The organism is Amycolatopsis roodepoortensis (assembly GCF_014873915.1).
Taxonomy (GTDB): Bacteria; Actinomycetota; Actinomycetes; order Mycobacteriales; family Pseudonocardiaceae; genus Amycolatopsis; species Amycolatopsis roodepoortensis.
The window spans coordinates 1052946-1072401 of record NZ_JADBEJ010000004.1 but is presented as its reverse complement, the minus strand read 5'-3'; the positions used below and the strand labels follow the sequence as shown (position 1 = coordinate 1072401).

Below are 19456 nucleotides of genomic sequence, written 5' to 3'. Positions count from 1 at the left end.
TGTCGCCGGCCTGGTCAGCATTGTGTTCATTGAGTTTTCGGACGCTTCGCACGTCACCCTGGGATCGGCTCGCCGAGGACCCGCGGGTGTCCGGCCGGTCAGCCGCAGGCGCGTTTCGCCGCGAGCACTCGCGTCAAGGCCTCGTCGACCCGGGTGGCCGGCAGGTCGCCGGACGCGAGCGCTTGCTCCAGGGTGGCCAGCACCGTCCCGACGTTGCCGCCGGAGGACCACAGCGCTTGGTCCGCTCCCGCCTGCAGGGCCTTGAGCACGGCCGTCTGGAGCGGGTACTGCGCTGTGATCGCCTTCATCGCCCCGAGATCGTCCGTGATCACCGGGCCGTTGAACGCGTAGTCCTTCCGCAGCAGCCGGTACGCCGGTGCCGACAGGGTCGACGGCGTGCCGCCGGTCAGGTCGGGGACATCCAGGTGCCCGACCATGACACCGATCTCGCCGTACTCGCCGATGTCCCGGTACGGCACCAGGTCGACCTTGCGCAGCGAGGCCAGCGGCGGCGTTCGTACCAGCCCCTTGTGGGAATCGCCGGTGGCATGCCCGTGCCCGGGGAAGTGCTTCAGCACCGGCTGCACCCCGGCGTCCCGCAGCCCCTGCGCGAACGCCAGGACGTACTTGCGCGCGACCTCCGGGTTCGCGCTGAACGATCGGTCGCCGACGATGTCGCGGTCCGGCTGGTCGGTGATGTCGGCGTCGGGCGCGTAGTCGACGGTGACGCCGCGGGCTCGCATCTGCCGTCCTCGCTCTGCCGCCTTCGCCCGTACCTGCGCCGGAGTCAGTGTCGAGGCCATCTTCCGGGCGCTCGGCATTTCGCCGTCGAGGGCGTCGATCCGCTGGACGCGGCCGCCTTCCTCGTCGATCGCGACCGACACCGGGACCTTCGCGGCGCGCTGCACCTCGTCCAGCGCGTGGTTCCGCAGCAGGGCCGTCTCGTTGCCGCCGAGGAAGATCCCGCCGACCTGCTGGTCGCGCACCAGCTTCACCGCCGCCTGCGGGTCACCGGCGTTCACGCCGACCACCACCAGCTGGGCCAGCCGCTGCCGAGGGCTCATCCCGGCGATGACGGCTTCACAGCCTGGAACGGGTGCCTGCTCCGCCCTCGGTGACGGCGAGGGCGCGGGCCTGCTGGAGGCGGGCTGGCTTGAAGCGGCGCTGCCGCGAGGCGGAGGTACGGTGCCTGCCGGTTGCGCGGATCCGGCCTCGTCGTTCCCCGTACCGCATTGCACGCTGGTGGCCAGGACAGCGGCGGCTCCCAGGATGACGGCCGCCCATCGCTTCGTCGTCTTCGGTCGCCCGGAGTTCATCGGCTCGTTTCGTTCGTCGTCCATGCCGGTGTCGACGGTAACCCCAGTTGCCCTTTCGTACGCGCTCGCGTGCCCCTTTGGTGCGTGGCCGCACCGGGCCGAACCTCCGGCCACACCTCCTTCCGAATCGTGTTCTCTCTGGTCAAACCGATCTTCGTGCTTGACAACTCGATCTGCTCCGCCGTAGATTACCACATGGTTATGGAACCGCAAGGTTATCGAACGTGAGAACTCGAACTCGTGAGAAACGGCTCGGACCATGGAACGAAAAGGCGGGCGACCGTGACACAGGATCTGCTCGATGTCACCTTCGCGGCACTCGCCGACCCCACCCGCCGCGCGATCCTCGCGCGGCTCGCGCGCGGCGAGGCCACGGTGACGGAGCTGGCCGAACCCTTCGCGATGAGTCAGCCCGCCATCTCCAAGCATCTGAAGGTGCTGGAGCGGGCGGGGCTGGTGGCAAGGGGTCGTGACGCCCAGCGTCGCCCCTGCCGGTTGGTGGCCCAGCCGCTGAAGAACGCGAACGAATGGCTCGGTGGCTACCGCCGCTACTGGGACGAGGCCTTCACGGAGCTGGATCTCGTCCTCGACGAGGAGATGCGGCACCCGGAGCGCCGGTACGAGACCGATTGACCAGCGCACGAGCGGAAAGGAACAGCACGATGGGACGAACTCTCAGCGTGACGAAATCCGGCGATCTCGAGATCGTCATGACGAGGTCCTTCGACGCGCCGAGGGCATTGGTGTTCGACGCGTGGACCAAACCGGAGCTGGTGCGCCGCTGGTTCGGCCCGCGCGACTGTGAGGTCGTCGAATGCGAGATCGACCTGCGGGTCGGTGGCAGATGGTTATATCGGCTGCGCCACGGCGGTGGAATGGAGATGCTGCTGCAGGGCGTCTACCAGGAGATCGACCGTCCGGAACGGCTCGTCTCCCTCGAGACGAACGAGGACTGCGAAGCCTCGGAAGGCAAGGCCCTGTCGACTCTGACCTTGGTCGAGCACGACGGGGTGACCGCGCTGACCCAGGTGGTGCGGTACGACTCGAAGCGGATCCGGGACGCCGTGCTCGAATCCGGGATGGAGCGGGGCGTCGGCGAGGGCTTCGACAAGATGGCCGAGTTCCTGGCAGCTCCGGTGGGGGCGTGAACACGATGACCACCATCGCGGACCGATATCGCGTCCGGGCCGACGCCTTCGAGAGCAAGGTCGCCGCCGTCCGGGCCGAGGAGTGGGACAGCCGATCTCCGTGTGAAGAGTGGAACGCCAGGGATGTCGTCGGGCACATCGTCGACATGCACGGCGCGATGCTGCGCCCCTTCGGGCGTGACCTCGGGCCGGCGCCCTCGCTCCTGGACGACCCGCTGGGCGCCTTCCGTGCCGCGCGGGCCGATGTCGAAGCCGTCCTCGCCGATCCCGCGCTCGCGGCGACGGAACACGAGACACCGATGGGGAAGATGACCGCGGAAGAGCACATAGACCAGGTCGTCAGTGCCGACATGGTGATCCACGGCTGGGACCTGGCCCGGGCCACCGGGCAGGACGACACGATCGATCCGGAGGAGGTCGCCCGGATGTGGCCTGCGGCGCAGGCGATCCCCGATCAGATGAGGGTTCCCGGAGCGTTCGGGCCCGGCATCGTCGTCTTCGGTCCCGAAGTGAAAGTGCCCGAAGACGCGCCCCTGCAGGACAGGCTGCTCGGGCTGATGGGCCGGGACCCGAACGCCTGACACGGGTCAGACGTGGATCCCGCGGTGTCGCCGGACGGGCCGGGAAGGAACCGGAACCTCGGCGGTATCGGTTCCCTTGGCCGCGGCCAGGACACGTTCCAGAACCGACAGAGAGGTGGTGAGCAAAGAGATCTGGTTCTGGATCCGAGTCTTGGCGATCTCCAGTTCGCCGGCCATCTCCGGCGAGGGCACCAAATGCGTGTGGTCGCCGGATACACAGGGAAGGAGTTCCGCGATTTTGCCGCTGCACAGCCCGGCCGAATAGAAGAGCTGGATCTGCAGGACCCGCGCGATGTCGTCTTCGGTGAAGGCCCGGTAGCCGTTGCCGCATCGAGCGGGAGTCAGCAGGCCTTCCGTTTCGTAGTACCGCAACGAGCGGACACTCACCCCGGTTCGCTTCGCCAGTTCACCGATCCGCATGGGTCCACATTAGCCGTGGGAACCGAGCTTGACCGTGACGTCGGTGTCAGGGTTTAGCTTCGCGTTCATGAGGTTGCTCGAAGGATTCAGCGGTACCGCGCTCCAGTTGCCGAACCGGATGGCGATGGCCCCGATGACCAGGGGGCGCGCGGACGATGTCACCGGCGTGCCGCATCCACGGACGGTCGAGTATTACGCGCAACGCGCGAGCGCCGGTTTGATCGTGAGTGAAGGCGTCTGGGTGAACCGGACCGGCAAAAGCGGCCCGGGTATTCCCGGGCTGGCGACGGAGCAGCAGGCCGAGGCATGGCGCGCGGTGACGGCGGCCGTGCATGAGGAAGGCGGTCGCATCTTCGCGCAGCTCTGGCACGCGGGCCGGGTCGCTCATCCCGGCGTGATGGGCCGGACGCCGGTGGCGCCGTCGGCGGTCCGGCAGGCGGGTCGAATCTTCTCGGCCGCAGGTTGGACGGACACGGTCGAGCCTCGTGCGCTCGGCGAGAACGAGATCGGCGAGGTCGTCCAGGACTTCGCCGCGGCGGCCCGGCGGGCCATCGCGGCGGGATTCGACGGTGTGGAGCTCCACGGTGCCAACGGCTATCTCATCCAGGAGTTCCTCGCCCGCAACACCAACCGGAGAGAGGACCGATACGGCGGTTCGGTCGCGGCCCGGCTCCGTTTCCCGGTCGAGGTGGTGGTGGCCGTGGTCCGGCAGATCGGTGCCGCCAGGGTCGGCCTGCGGATCTCGCCCGGAAACCCGGAGAACGACATCTCGGAAGACGATTGGAAGGAGGTGTACCCACGACTGATCGCGGAACTACGCCGGTACGAGCTCGCATACCTGCACGTCATCGACACTCCCGACGTTGAGGTGCTGTCGCACCTGCGGCCGTTGTGGCCGGGGACGCTCATCGCGAATCTGCGGTCAGAGGAGCCGACCACCCAGGACGAGGGTGAGTCCTTGATCGAGTCCGGGCTGGCCGACGTGGTCGCTTTCGGCAGGTTGTTCATCGCGAACCCGGACCTGCCCGCCCGTTTCGCTCTCCGTGCCCCGCTGGCTCGGGCGCACCATGACGTCTACTACGGCGCCAGGCTCGACGGCTACACCGACTTCCCGGCGCTCGAAGCGGACCCGGCGAAGTTCGCCTGTTCGGCGCGCAGCTGATCTTCGCCGCCCGCTCTACAGTGCTGGGATGGTCAAGACGGCAGTGGAAATCGCGGCGGCTGTGCGTGCCAAGGAACTCGATCCGGTACAGGTGACGCGTGAGGCGCTGGCCCGGATCGCGGCGGCGGACGGGGTGGTCGGCGCGTTCCGCCGGGTGAGGACCGAGGAGGCGCTCGCCGAGGCGGCCGCTGTCGCCGAACGTGCGGATCTGGCGGACCTGCCCTTGGCCGGGGTGCCGGTCGCGGTCAAGGACGTCGCGACGGTCCAGGGTGAGTACGCCTCGTGGGGGTCGCGTGCGGGTTCGTCGACTCTGTCCACAGAGGACGGTGAGATAGCCCGGCGGTTGCGCGCGGCCGGAGCGGTGATCGTCGGTCTGACCCGGGTGCCGGAGTTGTGCATCTGGCCGTCGAGTGACGATCCGGACGGGACAGCGCGCAACCCGCGAAATCCGTCCTATGCCGCCGGCGGTTCGTCGGGCGGGAGCGCCGCCGCGGTCGCGGCCGGGCTGGTGCCCATCGCGCACGGCACGGACGGGCTGGGGTCGATCCGGCTGCCGTCCGCGATGTGCGGGATCGTCGGTCTCAAACCGGGTAAGGGCGTGGTCCGGGTACCGGGGGAGGACGGCTGGTTCGGCCTGTCCACGCACGGTCCGATGACGACCACCGTGGCCGACGCCGCCGTGCTGATGTCGGTCCTCGCCGAGGAGCCCGGGCTGGCGGATCTCGCCGTCCCAAAGCCGTCCCGCATCGCCCTGTCGACTCAGGTCCCGTTGACGAGGGCACCGCTGCCGCGCGCGTTCAGCCGGGCCGTCACGCGAGCCGGAGAGCTGTTCCGCGCGGCTGGGCACACCGTCGCGCCGGGTACGCCCCGATACAGCGCCGGAGCGATCGGTGGGCTCCTGGCGCGCTGGGTCGCGGGCCCGGCCGAACAGGCGGCCGAGTTCGATCTCGCCGCTCTCCAGCCCCGGACACGTACCCACGTGCGGCTTGGGCGACTGATGGCCGAACGCGTCCGGGAGAGCACCCGGGAGCGCTGGCTGGAGCGTGCCGAAGAGTTCTTCGCCGACCACGATGTCCTGGTCACGCCCATGATCGCGACACTCCCGCTCAAGGCCCGCACTTGGCATGAAAGCCGTTGGATCGCCAACGTGCTGCCGTCCGTGCGTGTGGCGGGTTTCGCGGGACTGTGGAACCTCGCGGGCTATCCGGCGATGTCCGTGCCGGTCGGCGTGCATCCTTCGGGCATTCCGGCCTGCGTCCAGCTCGTCGCCGCGCCCGGTGGGGAAGCCCTCCTCCTGGGGCTCGCCGCTCAGCTCGAAGCGGCCAACCCATGGCCGCGCACCACCGCCTCCTGACAGCTCCCGGAAGAGAGCAAGGGACCTTTGCTATCACTCTCCAAAAGAGAGCGATAGCAAAGGTCCCTTGCTACTTCGCGCTGGTCAGGAGCCGGTTTTTGCCGGTGAAGGCTTCTGGCCGTTCGCCTTCGGGCCGTTCTGCTCGCCCTGTCCGTTCTTCGGCGCAGCGGCGGCAGGCGCCGGAGAAGCGGGCTTGGCGGGAGACGGTTTGGCGGCGGCCGGAGCGGCGGCCTTCGAGGCGGGCGGCTCTGCGGGCTTCTTCTCCTCGGCCTTGCTGTCGCCGCCGACGAGCTTCGAAGCGTGCGGGATCACCGACTCCTCGGGCAGCGCCGCGAGCATCGCCTCGCTGCCCTTCAGGACCTCGTCGGCCTGCATGAGGCTCTTGCGGGCCTGCTCGCGGATCTCCGCCAGGCGCTCGACCTTCCGTTGGGCGGCGGTCGTGCGCTGGGCGGCGGTCGTCGTGGCCTCGTCGAGCCGGCGCTTGGCTTCGGCCGTCGCCTCGTCGATGCGGCGCTTCGCCTCGGCGGTGGCCTCGGCGATCCGGCGCTCGGCCTGGTTCTTGCTGGCCGTCTGCTGGTCGGCGATGTGCTTCTCGTGCGCGGCGCGCTGAGCCGCGATCGTCTGATCGAATTCGCGTTCGATCTTCCGGCGCTTGCGCTCGGCCTCGTTGTCCAGCAGTTCCCGGCGCTGGGCGGCCTCGACGGTCAGCCGCTGGACCTCGGCCCGCGTCTCGGCGAGCGCGGACTCGTGCTCCGAGTGCAGCGCGTCCGCCTGCTTGTCCAGCTCGGCGACGAGCCGGGTGTAGCGCTCGCGGAGCTTCTTCGAGGCCTCGCTCGACGACGCCCAGTGCTTCTCGGCGGCGACCTCGGCACGCTTCGTGATCTCTTCCGCACGCGCCTGCGCGAGCGTGACGGTGCGCTGCATCCGCTCGTCGAGGTCTTCGAGCCGCTCCGGCGGTTTCTTCAGCTCCTCGATCCTGGCGTTCAGCTTCGCCACCTCGTGGCGGACGGTTTCGAGTTCGCGCGTGGCCGACGTCGCCTGCGCGATCGCGGCGTCGCGGTCGGTGATCACGCGACGAAGCTGGGCTTCGAGATGATCCAGATACTGGCGCACTTCGTTCCGGTCGAAGCCGTGCCAGGCCTGGGTGTACTCGCGCCGCAGGGGCAACAGGCCGTTGTCTCGCTCGGGAACCATGGCCACGACGGTACCTGCGTACCCGGTGTCGCCGTTGTCAGGCTTCGTGATTCACCGACGTGTGTCGGCTCTCAGCTGCGATCCCTCACCTGAACGGCCGCCACCCGTGTGCGCAGTGTCACCAATGGAAGCCGCGGCTGAGCCGGGCGAGCGCCATCGCCGCCCGGGACAGATGCTGCTCGCCCTTCCCGATCTTGAGCCCGCCTTCGCCGCCCGCCGCCGCGGAATCCGGGAACACCCGGAACCCTTGGTAGGCCACGGCATCCGTGAGTCCCGGCGTGAGCGTGTACGCGAGCCCGATCGCCTGCCCGGCGGGCGTGCCGATGTGCTTCGGGCGTTCCCTCAGCGCCTTCATCACCATGTCCGCGGCCTGATCCGGGGATTTGGTCGGAAACGCGTCGTAGATCTTCGTCGGCCGGATCATCGGCGTGCGCACGAGTGGCATGTGGATGGTCGTGAAGGTGATTCCGTCGCCGTGGGTCTCGGTCGCGGCGATCCGGGAGAAATAGTCCAAAGCGGCCTTGGAAGCCGCGTACGCCGAAAAGCGCGGCGCGATTCCCTGGACGCCGATCGACGAGACGTTGACGATATGCCCGAACTTCCGCTCGGACATATGCGGCAGTACCGCGAGGATCAGCCGCACCGCGCCGAAGTAGTTGATCGCCATCGCGCGTTCGTAGTCGTGGAACCGGTCGTACGACAGTTTGATCGACCGCCGGATCGACCGGCCGGCGTTGTTCACGAGCATGTCGATCCGGCCGTGCTCGGCGAGCATCGCGTCGACGGCCTTGTGCACCGATTCCTCGTCGGTCAGGTCGGCCGGGTACACCGACGCCGTGCCGCCCGCGGCGATGATCTCGTCCCGCACCTCTTCGAGCTCGTGCTGCCGCCGCGCGACGAGCAGCGGCACCCCGCCCGCGGCCGCGACCTTGATCGCGGTCGCGCGGCCGATACCCGAGGACGCGCCGGTGATGATCACGCGGCGGCCGTCCAGTTCGCCGCGAGGCCCATGCTTGCGGGCGCGGAACGGGTCCAGGTGCTCCCGCCAGTAGCGCCACAGAGTGGGCGCGTAGTCCTCGATCCGGGGCACCTCGACACCCGAACCGATGAGTGCCTTGCGCGTCGACGCCGACGAGAACACCGACGGGAACGCCATGGTCTCCAGCAGCACCGGCGGGATCCCGAGCCGCTCCAGCACGGCGTCCCGCGCGATCGTGAAGCCGGGGATGTGCTCGCTCAGTTTCACCAGGTTGACGATGCCCTTGGACAAGCGGTCGTTGAGCTGCACGGAGATCGTCGGCGCGCCCGCCGCCTTCGCGAAGGCGTTGTAGACCGAGACGACCGGCTGCGGTTCGGGGTTGACCAGGTGGAACGCGCGCCCGTCGAGCCCCTTCGTGGTGATCAGGGCGTTCAGCGACTCGGCGACGTAGTCGACCGGGACGACGTTGGTGTCGCCGAGGTCGGGGCCGACGATCGGCACGTCGGGCAGTCCGGCGAGCCTGCTGATCGCGGGGAACAGGTAGTACGGGCCGTCGATCTTGTCCATTTCGCCGGTCGCGGAGTTCCCGACGACGACCGACGGCCGGTACACCCGCCACGGCACGTCCTGCTGTTCGCGCACGAGGCGCTCCGCTTCGAACTTCGTGCGGTGGTACGGCGTGATGAGCCGCTGGCCGACGTCGAACATCTCCTCGGTGAACATGCCCTCGTGGTCACCGGCGACGGCGACCGAGGACACGTGGTGCAGGCAGCCGGCGTTCAGCTCGGCGGCGAGCGCGATCACCTGCGCCGTGCCTTCGACGTTGGCCTTGATGCTGGCTTCGTCGTCGGCGGTGAGGTCGTACAGGGCGGCGAGGTGGACGACGTGATCGACGCCGCGAAGCCGCTCCCGGTCCTCCTGGGCGACGCCGAGCAGAGGCTCACCGAGGTCACCGGTGACGAGGGTGACGCGTTCCGGATGCGGCCAGGCGTTCACGAGTTTCGCGAGTTTGTCCCGCGAGGACGCCCGGACGACGAGCGCGACCTTGTCGACGTCGTCCCTGGTGAGCAGCAGCCGGGTGAACTGGCGCCCGATCAGTCCGGTCGCCCCGGTCACCAGAAAAGTCGCCATCAGCCTCACCCTTCACCGTGCTCGCCCGCGTCCCTCGGCATTCTGCTGCATGAGGACGGCGAGGACCACCACGGCGCCGGTGAAGTTACTCACGGGTAACTAGGCGGGGTCGGCGATGACGACCCGGTTCTCGGCGTATCCGGTCTCCCCGCCGACCCATCGGCCGCCGCAGGTGACGAGGACTATCCGATGAGGACCGGACTGGCCGAACAACTCGTCCGCGCGCTGTGGCAGTTCGTTCTTCTTCAGCGTGATCAGCTGGGAGACCTTGTACTGCCAGGACTTCCCGGCCTTGTCGACCACGGTGACGGTGCCGCCGATCCGCTCGGTCCACAGCTCCGCGAACGGGCCCGTCGCGCCCTTCCAGTTCACGTGCCCGGCGAACACGCTCGCGCCGGTGGCCGCGCTCAGCTCGGCGCCCCACCAGGTCACCTCGCCGAGGTTCTCGGGCACCGGAAGTTCCGCGCCCGGCCCGAGTTCCTTGCGCACGAGTTTCGCCGCGCCACCCGCCGGCAGCTTGATCGTCCCCGGACCCTGCGGTTTCGGTGCGTCAGGCGCCTTCGACGACGCCGCCGGCGGCGGGGCGGCCGTCGGAGTCGTAGGGACGATGTCCGGCGGAGGCGGGGTCTCCTGCTGCGCGGGAGCGGCGGGCGCGCCGCCCGCGACCGAGACGGAGACGGCCTGAGCCGTCCCCGTCACCACTGTCGTCGGCGGCCAGATGAGCAGGGCCGCGACGAGGTCCGCGCACAGGACCGTGACGGCTCCCAGCGCGAACCCGCGTCGTACTGACATTCCAGAACCTCTTAGCGTCGCGAAGACCGCCGCGCGGCCACGCCCACCATCAGCGAACCGAGCAGCGCGAGCGCGCCGACGCCGAGAATGCCGGCGGTCGACGCCGAGTTCTCGACGGTGCCCTGCATCATCGCCACCGGCCGGTCGCCGGCGGGGATGGTGCGCGGTACCTCGTTGGGCGTGTTGGCGACCTTGAGCGCCAGCGTCTCACCCGGCTTGAGCTCGCCGCAGGCGGACGGCGGATTCTTCGGGTCGAACGCGTTGGTGTAGCCCGGCGGCGCGCTGACCTCGACCACGCAGATCTCCTGCGGGGCACGCAGGTTCTCCACGGTGACGGTGCCGTTCTCGCCTTCGGTGGTGACGACGGCGGGTTTGCCGTCGGCGCCGTTGAGGGGCTTGCCGTCCTGGCCGACCGCGGCCGTCGTCTTGTCCTTCGCGGTGATCCGCAGCACAGCGCCCGCGACACCCTTGTCGGTCTTCGCGTCGACCTTGGTCACCTGGACCTTGCCCGGCTTCGCGACGACCGCGACACCCTGGGCCTTCAGTTCCTTCTCGCCGCCGGTCGAGACGACCTTCTGTACGCCGGTCCTGACGGGGAACTGTACGTACGGCCGGTCCGCCGGGGCCGACAGCGAGCTGGACAGCTTCGGCTGGTCACCGGTGGGCGTCACCTTGACCGTGACGGTGCCGTCCTCGCCGGTCTTCACCGTGGTGGCCTTCTCGGCCTTGGTGTTCGAGGTCGACGCGGGTTTGGTGCTCTCACCACCGTCGACGGTCGCGTTCGACGGCGTGAGCCGCACGGGAACGCCCGAGATGCCCTTGCCCTTGGCGTTCTTGACGCTGATCGTCCACTCGCCCGCGCTGCCGATGTGCTGGTCTTCCTTCGGCGGCGTGATCGCGGTGGTCCACGGGCCGCGGTTGGCTTCGGCGTCCTTGGTCAGCTTCTCGACGGCCGCGGCGGCGTCGGGCTTCTGCTCCTTCAGCTTGCCGAGGGCGCCCTGGATGTCGTAGCCGATCTCTTCCGGCTTGAGGTCCGGCTTGAGGTCGGCGTCGGACCGAGGCTTCGACGTCCACGAGTGCAGCAGGTGCGCGAGCGCTGCCGCCTCGGCGTTGTCCTGCGTGCCGCCGTAGCGCAGGAGCAGATAGGAGATGTTGGCCGCGACATCCTCCGGCAGCTTCTGTCCCCACTTGTCGAGGAGTTCGTCGCCGGGCTTGTACTCCTCCGCCGAGCCCGGCGCCTTCAGTTGGAAGCTGACACAGAACACGTGCTTGCCATTGACGACATAGGAACCGAGCCAGTCGCGGTCTCTTGGCTCGCTGTCGACCGTCTGGCCGGGCGTGATCTTGTAGCCGACACCTTCGTTCTCGACGGCAGAGGCCGGTGTCACCGCGACGGTGGCGGACAAGGCGCCGAGCAGGCACGTCGCGATCAGGCTGGTCAAGGCGCGCGAACGCACGCTCGGGCGTGTGGTCCACCCCATGGTGTGTTGACTCCTTTGGCCGTGCTCTGCCCCGGCGCATTTACGTCGACGCAGGTCACACGATCGATAGGTTCCCCGACACGCCTTCGGTGATTATCCGAACACGCAACGTGGAGAGTGGCGGGTGATCAGCGGTTTTGGCAATACGGCATCAGGTGGGGTATCGGTGAACGGTCGGTGATCTGCGCCGCATACGGTGTGGGGGATGGGCGTCGCGCCGATTGTGAGTAAAGTCGTCTTTACTTCGACGGGAACCGGGCGGCCCACGCGGTCGTTGAACCCGATGCAGGTGCCAGTAGATCCAGGAGGATCAGGTGCGATCCAGTAGCAACCCGGCGTTCCGGAACCTGCCGCGTGGCGCGGCGCAGTACGGACCCAACGTAGGCTTCAACCAACCCCAGGGCGGCGTGCCCGGCTACGGCCCCCCGCAGACCTCCGCCGGCGCCGACGACCGTCCGATGACCGTCGACGACGTCGTCATCAAGACGGCGCTGAGCCTCGGCACCGCGCTGGTGACCGGTGTGCTCACCGCGATCTGGGCGATCAGCCAGCTGCCCGTGGACGCCGCGGGCCGGATCACCGGTATCAGCGGCGGCGTGATCGGCGCGCTCGTCGGCGGCATGATCGTCGGCCTCGTGATCTCGCTCGTGATCATCTTCAAGCAGAAGCCGAGCGGCCCGCTCACGCTGGCGTACTCGGCCGCCGAGGGTGTCTTCCTCGGTGCGATCAGCGGTCTTTTCGAAGCGCTGTACCCCGGTATCGCGCTGCAGGCGATCATCGGCACGGCGGGTGTCTTCGTCGCGATGCTGGTCGTCTACAAGACCGGCGCGGTCAAGGTCACGCCGAAGCTGACCAAGTGGATCATCGGCGCCGTCGTCGGCGTCGCGATCCTGATGCTGGTCAACCTCATCACCAGCTTCTTCGGCTTCAACCCGCTGCGTGACGGCGGGCCGATCGCGATCATCTTCAGCCTCGTGGTGATCGGTGTCGCGGCGTTCAGCTTCCTGCTCGACTTCGACCAGGCCGACCGGATGATCCGCGAAGGCATGCCGTCGAAGTGGGCGTGGTTCGCCGCCTTCGGTCTCATGACCACGCTGGTCTGGCTGTACCTCGAGATCCTGCGGCTGCTGTCGTACTTCCAAAACGACTGACCCGGGCTTTCGCGAAAGGGCGCTCCGAGCGATCGGGGCGCCCTTTTTCGTCGCCGCGAATACCCTGGCCCCATGACCGAGCACAGCGGCGAACCCGCCAGGCCGAAGCGTTCCAAGTGGTTCTGGGTCGGACTCCTGGTACCGGTCGCGATCGTGGTGCTGAGCGCGTCGTCGTGGATCGTCGGCTACCTCTCGAACACCGACGACGTACGGGTGGGGGACTGCTACGCGGTCACCACTTTCGGTGACGTCGGCGACGATCCGGTCAAGGCGGACTGCGGCTCGGCGGAGGCCAACGCGAAGGCCGGCGCGAAGACCGACGCGGGCGGCGCTTGCCCCACGGGCGAATACGACCAGCTCACCGTCGACAAGACCTTCGCCTCGTACAAGCTCTGCATGATGATCAACGCCAAGCAGGGCGACTGTCTCGAGAACTTCCTGGCCGACAGCGTGGCCTATCAGAAGGTGTCCTGCTCGGATCCCACGCGGGACGCGGAGGTCGTGAAGGTCGTCGACAGCGTCGCGACCTGTGACGACACGGACGCGACCCATCTCAAGAGCTACTCGACACCGCCGTCGACGGTCTGCGTGAAGAGCACCAGGTAGCAAGGGACCTTTGCTACCGCCGCCATCCGGCCGTGCGCGCGCCGCCGTTCGTCGCACAGTGTGGGACGGGCTGCGTCCGGGTGGTCACCGGTCCTAACGTTGCTCGTCCCCCACCCCGCCGATCGACCTGGAGTCCTGGTGGCGACGACCGAAACCCAAGCCGGTGAGAAGAAACTCCTCGACTTCCCGACCTCCTGCGCCGCCCCGGTCCCGCAACCGGAAGAGCCGGTCAAGGTGGTGCCGCTGGCGGTCGCGGGCGCCCTCGCGGTCGGACTGACCTGGTACGTCTGGGCCGCGCACGGGGCGAAGTTCGGTGTCCTGCTCATCCTCGGCCTGCTGCTCGGCGTCGCGCTCTTCCATTCCCGCTTCGGGTTCACTTCGGCCTGGCGCCAGCTGATCGCGGTCGGGAACGGCCAGGGGCTTCGGGCGCACACGCTGCTGCTCGGAACGGCCGCGACGTTGATCGCGCTGATCGTGGGCACCGGATCCGGGCTCTTCGGCAGCACGCCGAATCCGACCGCGGGCGGGCTGGGGCTCGCGCTGTTCGTCGGCGCGACGATCTTCGCGATCGGCATGCAGCTGGGTGGCGCGTGCGCTTCGGGGACGCTGTTCGCGGTCGGCTCCGGGCAGTCGACGATCGTGCTGACCCTCGGTGGTTTCATCACCGGTTCGGTCCTCTACACGTGGGCGTATCCGCTGCTGTCGGGCTGGCCCGAGTTCAAGGGCATCCTGCTCGCCGACCATGTCGGCTGGTTCGGTTCGTGGGCGATCACCATCGCCGTCCTCGCCGCGATCGTGCTGGGGACCCGGTTCGTGCAGAAGCGCCGCAACCCGCCGCCGGTCGACGTCGTGCCGACCGCGCGCGGTTTTGCCCGGATCTACCGCGGCTCGTGGCCGATCCTCGTCGGCGCCGTCGTGCTCGGCGTGCTGGCGGGCGCGGTCTTCCTGGTCTCCGGCGGGATCTGGGGCGTGACGAGCGCGTTCAGCCTGTGGGGCGCCAAGATCCTGCAGGTGTTCGGCCTGCACCCCGAGACCTGGGAGTTCTGGCGGATCAAGGCGAACGCGGCGTCGCTGGCGGGGCCCATCTGGAAGGACAAGAACAGCCTCACCGACATCGGCATCATGATCGGCGCGGGGGTCGCGGCCGCGGCGGCGGGCGCGTGGAAGATCCACAGCTCGATCCCGTGGCGGACCGCCGTCGCCGCGGTGCTCGGCGGGATCCTGATGGGTGTCGGCGCGCGGATGGCGGGCGGCTGCAACATCGGCGCCTACCTCGGCGGCATCTCGGTCGGCAGCCTGCACGGCTGGCTGTGGGGCGTGTTCGCGCTCGGCGGCACCTGGATCGGGCTCAAGCTGCGACCGCTGTTCGGGCTCGGCAACCCGGCGCCGACGGACAGCGTCTGCTGACACTCCGTACACAGGTCTGCCCATTAGGTCCGTCTACGGGGAAAAAGTTGGCAGGTAAAACCCGTGTTCGGCTACCCTCGGCTACGTACTGAGCTTGCGCATTAATGCACAAGCTCGCTTGGGGAGCTCGGCGCGAGGCCGGGCGTCGATTCCGTAGTCGCGACCGCGGGGGTTGTCGCGTCCTGGGGGACACCGAACATCAGGGGACGGATTTTCATGTCAACGCAAAGCCCGGCCGCACCGGGCGGCGACAAACTCGACGCGGGCGTGCTCAAGATCGCCGGCGTCGTCATCCTCGGCGCGATCATGGCGATCCTCGACACGACGGTCGTCAACGTCGCGCTCCAGAAACTGACCATCGAGTTCCAGACCTCGTTCGACACCATCCAGTGGATCGCGACCGGTTACATGCTCGCCTTGGCGACGGTCATCCCGATCACCGGCTGGGCTTCGGACCGGTTCGGCACCAAACGGCTCTACATGACCGCGATCGGGCTGTTCCTGATCGGGTCGATGCTCGCCGGTATGGCCTGGGACGTCGAATCGCTGATCGTCTTCCGGGTCCTGCAGGGCTTCGGCGGCGGCATGCTGATGCCCGCCGGCATGACGATCCTGACCAGGGCCGCCGGACCGCACCGGATCGGGCGGGTGATGGGCGTGCTCGGGGTGCCGATGCTGCTCGGGCCGATCGGCGGCCCGATCCTCGGCGGCTGGCTGGTCGACGCGGTGAGCTGGCGCTGGATCTTCTACATCAACGTGCCGATCGGCCTGATCACCATGGCGATGGCCTGGCGCCTGCTGCCGAAGGACCGGCCGGAGCCCAGCGAGCGGTTCGACTTCCTCGGCATGCTGATGGTCTCGCCCGGTCTGGCGGCGCTGATCTTCGGCGTTTCGAACATCCCGGCGGCCGGCGGTGTGGGCGCGGTGGACGTCTGGCTGCCCGCGCTGGCCGGGATCGCGTTGCTGGTGGCGTTCGTGTTCCGGGCGAACCGGGTCACGAACCCGCTGCTCGACCTGAAACTGTTCAAGAACCGGTCGTTCTCCGTCGCCATGGTGACGATGACCTTCTTCTGCGTCGCGTTCTTCGGCGCGATGCTGCTCCTGCCGACGTATTTCGTGCTGGCGCGCGGCGAATCGGCGATGAACGCCGGTCTGCTGCTCGCCCCGCAGGGTGTCGGCGCGATGCTGACCATGCCGATCGCGGGCCGCTTCGCGGACAAGATCGGCGCGCGGAAGATCGTGCTGCCGGGTCTCGTGCTGATGCTCGCCGGCCTGATCGCCTTCACCCAGATCACCGCGGCGACGCCGTACTGGCTGCTGCTTTCGGCGCTGTTCGTGATGGGGCTCGGCATGGGCGCGACGATGATGCCGATCACCTCGGCCGCGCTGCAGACGCTCAAGTCGGAGGACATGGCGAAGGCGTCGACTGCGACGAACATCCTGCAGCAGACCGCCGGGGCGATCGGTTCGGCGGTGCTGTCGATCATCCTGGCGGCGCTGCTCGCCGGGAAGTTCGGCGTGCCGACGGCGCAGGGACAGCTGGCCGCGACGGCCGCGGTGATGAACCCGGCGACGCGCGAAGCGGCTTCGGGACTGACCGCGGACGCGTTCTCGACGACGTTCCTGTGGTCGATGATCCTGCTCGCGCTGTGCCTCATCCCGGCGGCGTTCCTGCCGAAGACCAAGCCCGCGCTGCCCGAGGGCGCGGACGGTGAGGTCGCCCCGGCCCCGCCGATCATGACCCACTAGGCGCCGGAAGAGAGCAAGGGACCTTTGCTATCACTCGCTTAGCCTGGCTAAGTAAGCGGTAGCAAAGGTCCCTTGCTCCCTTTTCGCAGGTCAGCGGGTCAGGAGAGGCGCTCCAGCACCATCGCCATGCCCTGGCCGCCACCGACGCACATCGTCTCGAGGCCGAACTGCTTGTCGTGGTGCTGAAGCGAATTGATCAGCGTCGAGGTGATCCGCGCGCCGGTCATGCCGAACGGATGGCCGACGGCGATCGCGCCGCCGTTGACGTTCAGCTTGTCGAGGTCGATCCCGAGATCCTTGTACGACGGGATGACCTGAGCGGCGAACGCTTCGTTGATCTCGACGAGGTCGATGTCGCCGATCGACATCCCGGCGCGGGCGAGAGCCTGCTTCGACGCTTCGACCGGGCCGTAGCCCATGATCTCCGGCGACAACCCGGAAACGCCGGTGGAGACGACGCGGGCGAGCGGCGTCAGCCCCAGCTCCTTCGCTTTGGTGTCGGACATGATGATCACCGCGGCCGCGCCGTCGTTGAGCGGGCAGCAGTTGCCCGCGGTGATCCGGCCGTCGGGGCGGAAGACCGGCTTGAGGCCGGAGACGCCTTCGAGGGTGACGCCGGCGCGCGGGCCGTCGTCCTTCGAGACCACGGTGCCGTCCGGCAAGGTCACCGGCGTGATGTCCTTCGCCCAGAAGCCGTCCGCGATGGCCTTCTCGGCGAGGTTCTGCGAGCGGACGCCGAACTCGTCCATCTCCTCACGCGAAACGTTCTTCAGCCGCGCCAGGTTCTCGGCGGTCTGGCCCATCGCGATGTAGACGTCCGGCAGGGCGCCGTTCTCGCGCGGGTCGGTCCAGCTGTCGGCACCTTCGGCCGCCACCTGCGCTGTGCGGGCCTCGGCGTCGGCGAACAGCGGGTTGTGCGTGTTCGGCCAGGAGTCCGAGCTTCCGTTGGCGAAGCGGGAAACCGTCTCGACACCGGCGGAGATGAACACGTCGCCTTCGCCCGCCTTGATCGCGTGCAGCGCCATGCGGGTGGTCTGGAGGCTGGACGAGCAGTACCGCGTGATCGTGCAGCCGGGCAGGTGGTCGTAACCGAGTTCGACGGCGACCGCGCGGCCCATGTTGAAGCCCTGCTCGCCGCCGGGGAGACCACAGCCCAGCATGAGGTCTTCGATCTGCGTCGGGTCCAGTTCGGGGACCTTGTCGAGCGCGGCGCGGACCATCTGCGCGGCGAGGTCGTCCGGGCGGATGCTCACCAGCGATCCCTTGCCGGCGCGGCCGATCGGGGATCGGGCGGTGGAGACGATGACGGCTTCGGGCATGGAACGACACTCCCTTGTTTTCGATCCAGACACGCGCTAAGCGGTTGCTCACCTCGCATCCTCCACCGGAGTGAGGTGCGGGTCAAAGGCGAACGCGATCCACGCCACTCTTTCGACGGCGCGGATCCTCCTCCGGAGTTGAGTGGGCACATCGCGACCTGCGGCGTTTAGGCTGTGGGAGTGGAATACGTCGAGCACATCGTGGACCTCGTGGGCAACACCCCTCTGGTCAAGCTGAACGCACTGGCCGAGGGGCTCCAGCCGCTCATCCTGGCCAAGGTCGAGTACGTCAACCCCGGCGGCAGCGTCAAGGACCGCATCGCGCTGCGGATGATCGAAGCCGCGGAGCGTTCCGGCGAGCTGAAGCCCGGCGGCACCATCGTCGAGCCGACCTCCGGCAACACCGGCGTCGGGCTGGCCATGGTGGCGCAGCGCAAGGGGTACAAGTGCGTGTTCGTCTGCCCGGACAAGGTCAGTGAGGACAAGCGCAACGTGCTCAAGGCCTACGGCGCCCGCGTCGTGGTCTGCCCGACCGCGGTGGCGCCGGAGCACCCGGACTCCTACTACAACGTCTCCGACCGTCTCGTGCGCGAGATCGAGGGCGCCTGGAAGCCGAACCAGTACGCCAACCCGGAGAACCCCGCCAGCCACTACCACTCGACCGGCCCGGAACTCTGGCGCCAGACCGAAGGCAAGATCACGCACTTCGTCGCGGGCGTCGGCACCGGCGGGACGATCTCGGGCACCGGCAAGTACCTCAAGGAGGTCAGCGACGGCCGCGTCCAGGTCATCGGCGCGGACCCCGAGGGCTCGGTGTACTCCGGCGGGACCGGGCGGCCGTACCTCGTCGAAGGCGTCGGCGAGGACTTCTGGCCGGACACCTACGACCGGGACATCGCCGACCGGATCATCGCGGTGTCGGACGCGGACTCGTTCGACGTCACCCGCCGCCTCGCGCTCGAAGAGGGCCTGCTCGTCGGCGGTTCGTGCGGTATGGCCGTCGCCGCGGCGCTCAAGCTCGCCGAGGGCCTCGGCCCGGACGACGTCGTCGTCGTGCTCCTGCCCGACGGCGGCCGCGGCTACCTCACCAAGGTGTTCAACGACAGCTGGATGTCCTCCTACGGCTTCCTCCCGCCGGATTCCAGTGGCCGGACTGTCGGCGACGTCCTGACGAAGAAGAGCGGCTCGCTGCCCAGCCTGGTGCACAGTCACCCGAACGAGACCGTCGCCGAAGCGGTGGCGATCCTTTCCGAGTTCGGCGTCAGCCAGATGCCCGTGGTCAGCGCGGAACCGCCGGTCATGGCGGCCGAGGTCGTCGGCGCAGTCAACGAACGCGATCTCCTCGAGGCGCTCTTCACCGGAAAGGCCCAGCTGGCCGACCGGCTCGAGCAGCACATGTCGCCGCCGCTGCCGACCATCGGCGCCGGTGAGCAGGTGAGTGTGGCGATGGACGCGCTCTCGGGCGCGGACGGCGCGCTGGTCCTGGTCGACGGCAAGCCGGCGGGTGTCGTCACCCGGCACGACCTGCTCGCGTTTCTCGCGGGACGGTAAAGAAGCATTTCATCGGATGGTCGGGCCGGGGCGTTACGAGCGGCCCGACCGGCTATCCGATAGCGTGTCGGGTGAGTTGAACTTTTATGTCCTCGTCAAGGGGGTTCAAGACCCA

General features: G+C 68.5%; 17 protein-coding genes. 10 read left to right on the top strand and 7 right to left on the bottom strand.

The annotated features are described in order from the left end of the window. Positions 1-98 precede the first annotated feature (98 nt). Complete coding sequence (locus H4W30_RS15730) at positions 99-1340, bottom strand: glycoside hydrolase family 3 N-terminal domain-containing protein (RefSeq protein WP_192743486.1); 1242 nt, start codon at positions 1338-1340, stop codon at positions 99-101. A 258-nt stretch (positions 1341-1598) separates the two neighbouring features. Between H4W30_RS15730 and H4W30_RS15725 the strand changes: the two genes are divergently transcribed. From H4W30_RS15725 to H4W30_RS15715, 3 genes are read left to right on the top strand one after another with little or no spacing between them, the layout of a single operon-like run. Continuing rightward, a complete protein-coding gene (locus H4W30_RS15725; RefSeq protein WP_192743485.1) occupies positions 1599-1949 on the top strand; it encodes an ArsR/SmtB family transcription factor in 351 nt (116 codons plus the stop codon). Between the two features lie 29 nt (positions 1950-1978). Next, the gene (locus H4W30_RS15720) at positions 1979-2464 is read left to right on the top strand and encodes an SRPBCC family protein (protein WP_192743484.1); all 486 of its coding nucleotides are present in this window, start codon (positions 1979-1981) and stop codon (positions 2462-2464) included. A 5-nt stretch (positions 2465-2469) separates the two neighbouring features. Continuing rightward, complete coding sequence (locus H4W30_RS15715; protein WP_192744117.1) at positions 2470-3045, top strand: TIGR03086 family metal-binding protein; 576 nt, start codon at positions 2470-2472, stop codon at positions 3043-3045. A 6-nt stretch (positions 3046-3051) separates the two neighbouring features. On the opposite strand, the gene H4W30_RS15710 is transcribed toward H4W30_RS15715, so the two are convergent. Beyond that, entirely contained in the window at positions 3052-3465 is a 414-nt protein-coding gene (locus H4W30_RS15710) for a MerR family transcriptional regulator (protein ID WP_192743483.1), read from the bottom strand. A 67-nt stretch (positions 3466-3532) separates the two neighbouring features. Here H4W30_RS15710 and H4W30_RS15705 point away from each other — a divergent pair, with 67 nt between their 5' ends. Further along, positions 3533-4627, top strand: coding sequence for an alkene reductase (locus tag H4W30_RS15705; RefSeq protein ID WP_192743482.1), 1095 nt, complete (start codon positions 3533-3535; stop codon positions 4625-4627). Between the two features lie 28 nt (positions 4628-4655). Then, positions 4656-5981: an amidase gene (locus H4W30_RS15700; RefSeq protein ID WP_192743481.1), complete on the top strand. Its 1326-nt coding sequence runs from the start codon at positions 4656-4658 to the stop codon at positions 5979-5981. An 84-nt stretch (positions 5982-6065) separates the two neighbouring features. Here H4W30_RS15700 and H4W30_RS15695 read toward each other — a convergent pair whose 3' ends face one another. The 4 genes from H4W30_RS15695 to H4W30_RS15680 form a co-directional block, all read right to left on the bottom strand. Continuing rightward, positions 6066-7175 (bottom strand): coiled-coil domain-containing protein, encoded by a 1110-nt coding sequence (locus H4W30_RS15695; RefSeq protein ID WP_192743480.1) that lies wholly within the window; start codon positions 7173-7175, stop codon positions 6066-6068. A gap of 118 nt (positions 7176-7293) precedes the next feature. Further along, positions 7294-9285, bottom strand: coding sequence for an SDR family oxidoreductase (locus H4W30_RS15690; protein ID WP_192743479.1), 1992 nt, complete (start codon positions 9283-9285; stop codon positions 7294-7296). Between the two features lie 99 nt (positions 9286-9384). Further along, a complete protein-coding gene (locus H4W30_RS15685) occupies positions 9385-10077 on the bottom strand; it encodes a class F sortase (RefSeq protein WP_192743478.1) in 693 nt (230 codons plus the stop codon). A gap of 11 nt (positions 10078-10088) precedes the next feature. Continuing rightward, positions 10089-11558, bottom strand: coding sequence for a SpaA isopeptide-forming pilin-related protein (locus tag H4W30_RS15680; RefSeq protein ID WP_192743477.1), 1470 nt, complete (start codon positions 11556-11558; stop codon positions 10089-10091). Between the two features lie 314 nt (positions 11559-11872). On the opposite strand from H4W30_RS15680, the gene H4W30_RS15675 reads away from it, so the two are divergent. The 4 genes from H4W30_RS15675 (at position 11873) to H4W30_RS15660 (ending at position 16471) form a co-directional block, all read left to right on the top strand. Continuing rightward, positions 11873-12709 carry a Bax inhibitor-1/YccA family protein gene (locus H4W30_RS15675; RefSeq protein ID WP_063277638.1) on the top strand — a complete coding sequence of 279 codons (837 nt, stop codon included), beginning with the start codon at positions 11873-11875 and terminating at the stop codon, positions 12707-12709. Between the two features lie 72 nt (positions 12710-12781). Continuing rightward, entirely contained in the window at positions 12782-13315 is a 534-nt protein-coding gene (locus H4W30_RS15670) for an LppU/SCO3897 family protein (RefSeq protein ID WP_192743476.1), read from the top strand. A gap of 138 nt (positions 13316-13453) precedes the next feature. Then, a complete protein-coding gene (locus H4W30_RS15665) occupies positions 13454-14722 on the top strand; it encodes a YeeE/YedE family protein (RefSeq protein ID WP_126736414.1) in 1269 nt (422 codons plus the stop codon). A 216-nt stretch (positions 14723-14938) separates the two neighbouring features. Further along, positions 14939-16471, top strand: a complete 1533-nt coding sequence (locus H4W30_RS15660) for a DHA2 family efflux MFS transporter permease subunit (RefSeq protein WP_126736413.1) — start codon at positions 14939-14941, stop codon at positions 16469-16471. Between the two features lie 98 nt (positions 16472-16569). On the opposite strand, the gene H4W30_RS15655 is transcribed toward H4W30_RS15660, so the two are convergent. Then, positions 16570-17790, bottom strand: coding sequence for an acetyl-CoA C-acetyltransferase (locus tag H4W30_RS15655; protein ID WP_192743475.1), 1221 nt, complete (start codon positions 17788-17790; stop codon positions 16570-16572). A gap of 180 nt (positions 17791-17970) precedes the next feature. On the opposite strand from H4W30_RS15655, the gene H4W30_RS15650 reads away from it, so the two are divergent. Continuing rightward, the gene (locus H4W30_RS15650; RefSeq protein ID WP_192743474.1) at positions 17971-19341 is read left to right on the top strand and encodes a cystathionine beta-synthase; all 1371 of its coding nucleotides are present in this window, start codon (positions 17971-17973) and stop codon (positions 19339-19341) included. The last annotated feature ends 115 nt before the right edge of the window (positions 19342-19456 follow it).

Excerpts from the sequence above, each read along its gene's own strand:
- H4W30_RS15730 (WP_192743486.1), bottom strand. The coding sequence starts at position 1,340 with ATGGACGACGAACGAAACGAGCCGATGAACTCCGGGCGACCGAAGACG.
- H4W30_RS15720 (WP_192743484.1), top strand. The coding sequence starts at position 1,979 with ATGGGACGAACTCTCAGCGTGACGAAATCCGGCGATCTCGAGATCGTC.
- H4W30_RS15715 (WP_192744117.1), top strand. The coding sequence starts at position 2,470 with ATGACCACCATCGCGGACCGATATCGCGTCCGGGCCGACGCCTTCGAG.
- H4W30_RS15710 (WP_192743483.1), bottom strand. The coding sequence starts at position 3,465 with ATGCGGATCGGTGAACTGGCGAAGCGAACCGGGGTGAGTGTCCGCTCG.
- H4W30_RS15705 (WP_192743482.1), top strand. The coding sequence starts at position 3,533 with ATGAGGTTGCTCGAAGGATTCAGCGGTACCGCGCTCCAGTTGCCGAAC.
- H4W30_RS15700 (WP_192743481.1), top strand. The coding sequence starts at position 4,656 with ATGGTCAAGACGGCAGTGGAAATCGCGGCGGCTGTGCGTGCCAAGGAA.
- H4W30_RS15695 (WP_192743480.1), bottom strand. The coding sequence starts at position 7,175 with ATGGTTCCCGAGCGAGACAACGGCCTGTTGCCCCTGCGGCGCGAGTAC.
- H4W30_RS15690 (WP_192743479.1), bottom strand. The coding sequence starts at position 9,285 with ATGGCGACTTTTCTGGTGACCGGGGCGACCGGACTGATCGGGCGCCAG.
- H4W30_RS15685 (WP_192743478.1), bottom strand. The coding sequence starts at position 10,077 with ATGTCAGTACGACGCGGGTTCGCGCTGGGAGCCGTCACGGTCCTGTGC.
- H4W30_RS15680 (WP_192743477.1), bottom strand. The coding sequence starts at position 11,558 with ATGGGGTGGACCACACGCCCGAGCGTGCGTTCGCGCGCCTTGACCAGC.
- H4W30_RS15670 (WP_192743476.1), top strand. The coding sequence starts at position 12,782 with ATGACCGAGCACAGCGGCGAACCCGCCAGGCCGAAGCGTTCCAAGTGG.
- H4W30_RS15660 (WP_126736413.1), top strand. The coding sequence starts at position 14,939 with ATGTCAACGCAAAGCCCGGCCGCACCGGGCGGCGACAAACTCGACGCG.
- H4W30_RS15655 (WP_192743475.1), bottom strand. The coding sequence starts at position 17,790 with ATGCCCGAAGCCGTCATCGTCTCCACCGCCCGATCCCCGATCGGCCGC.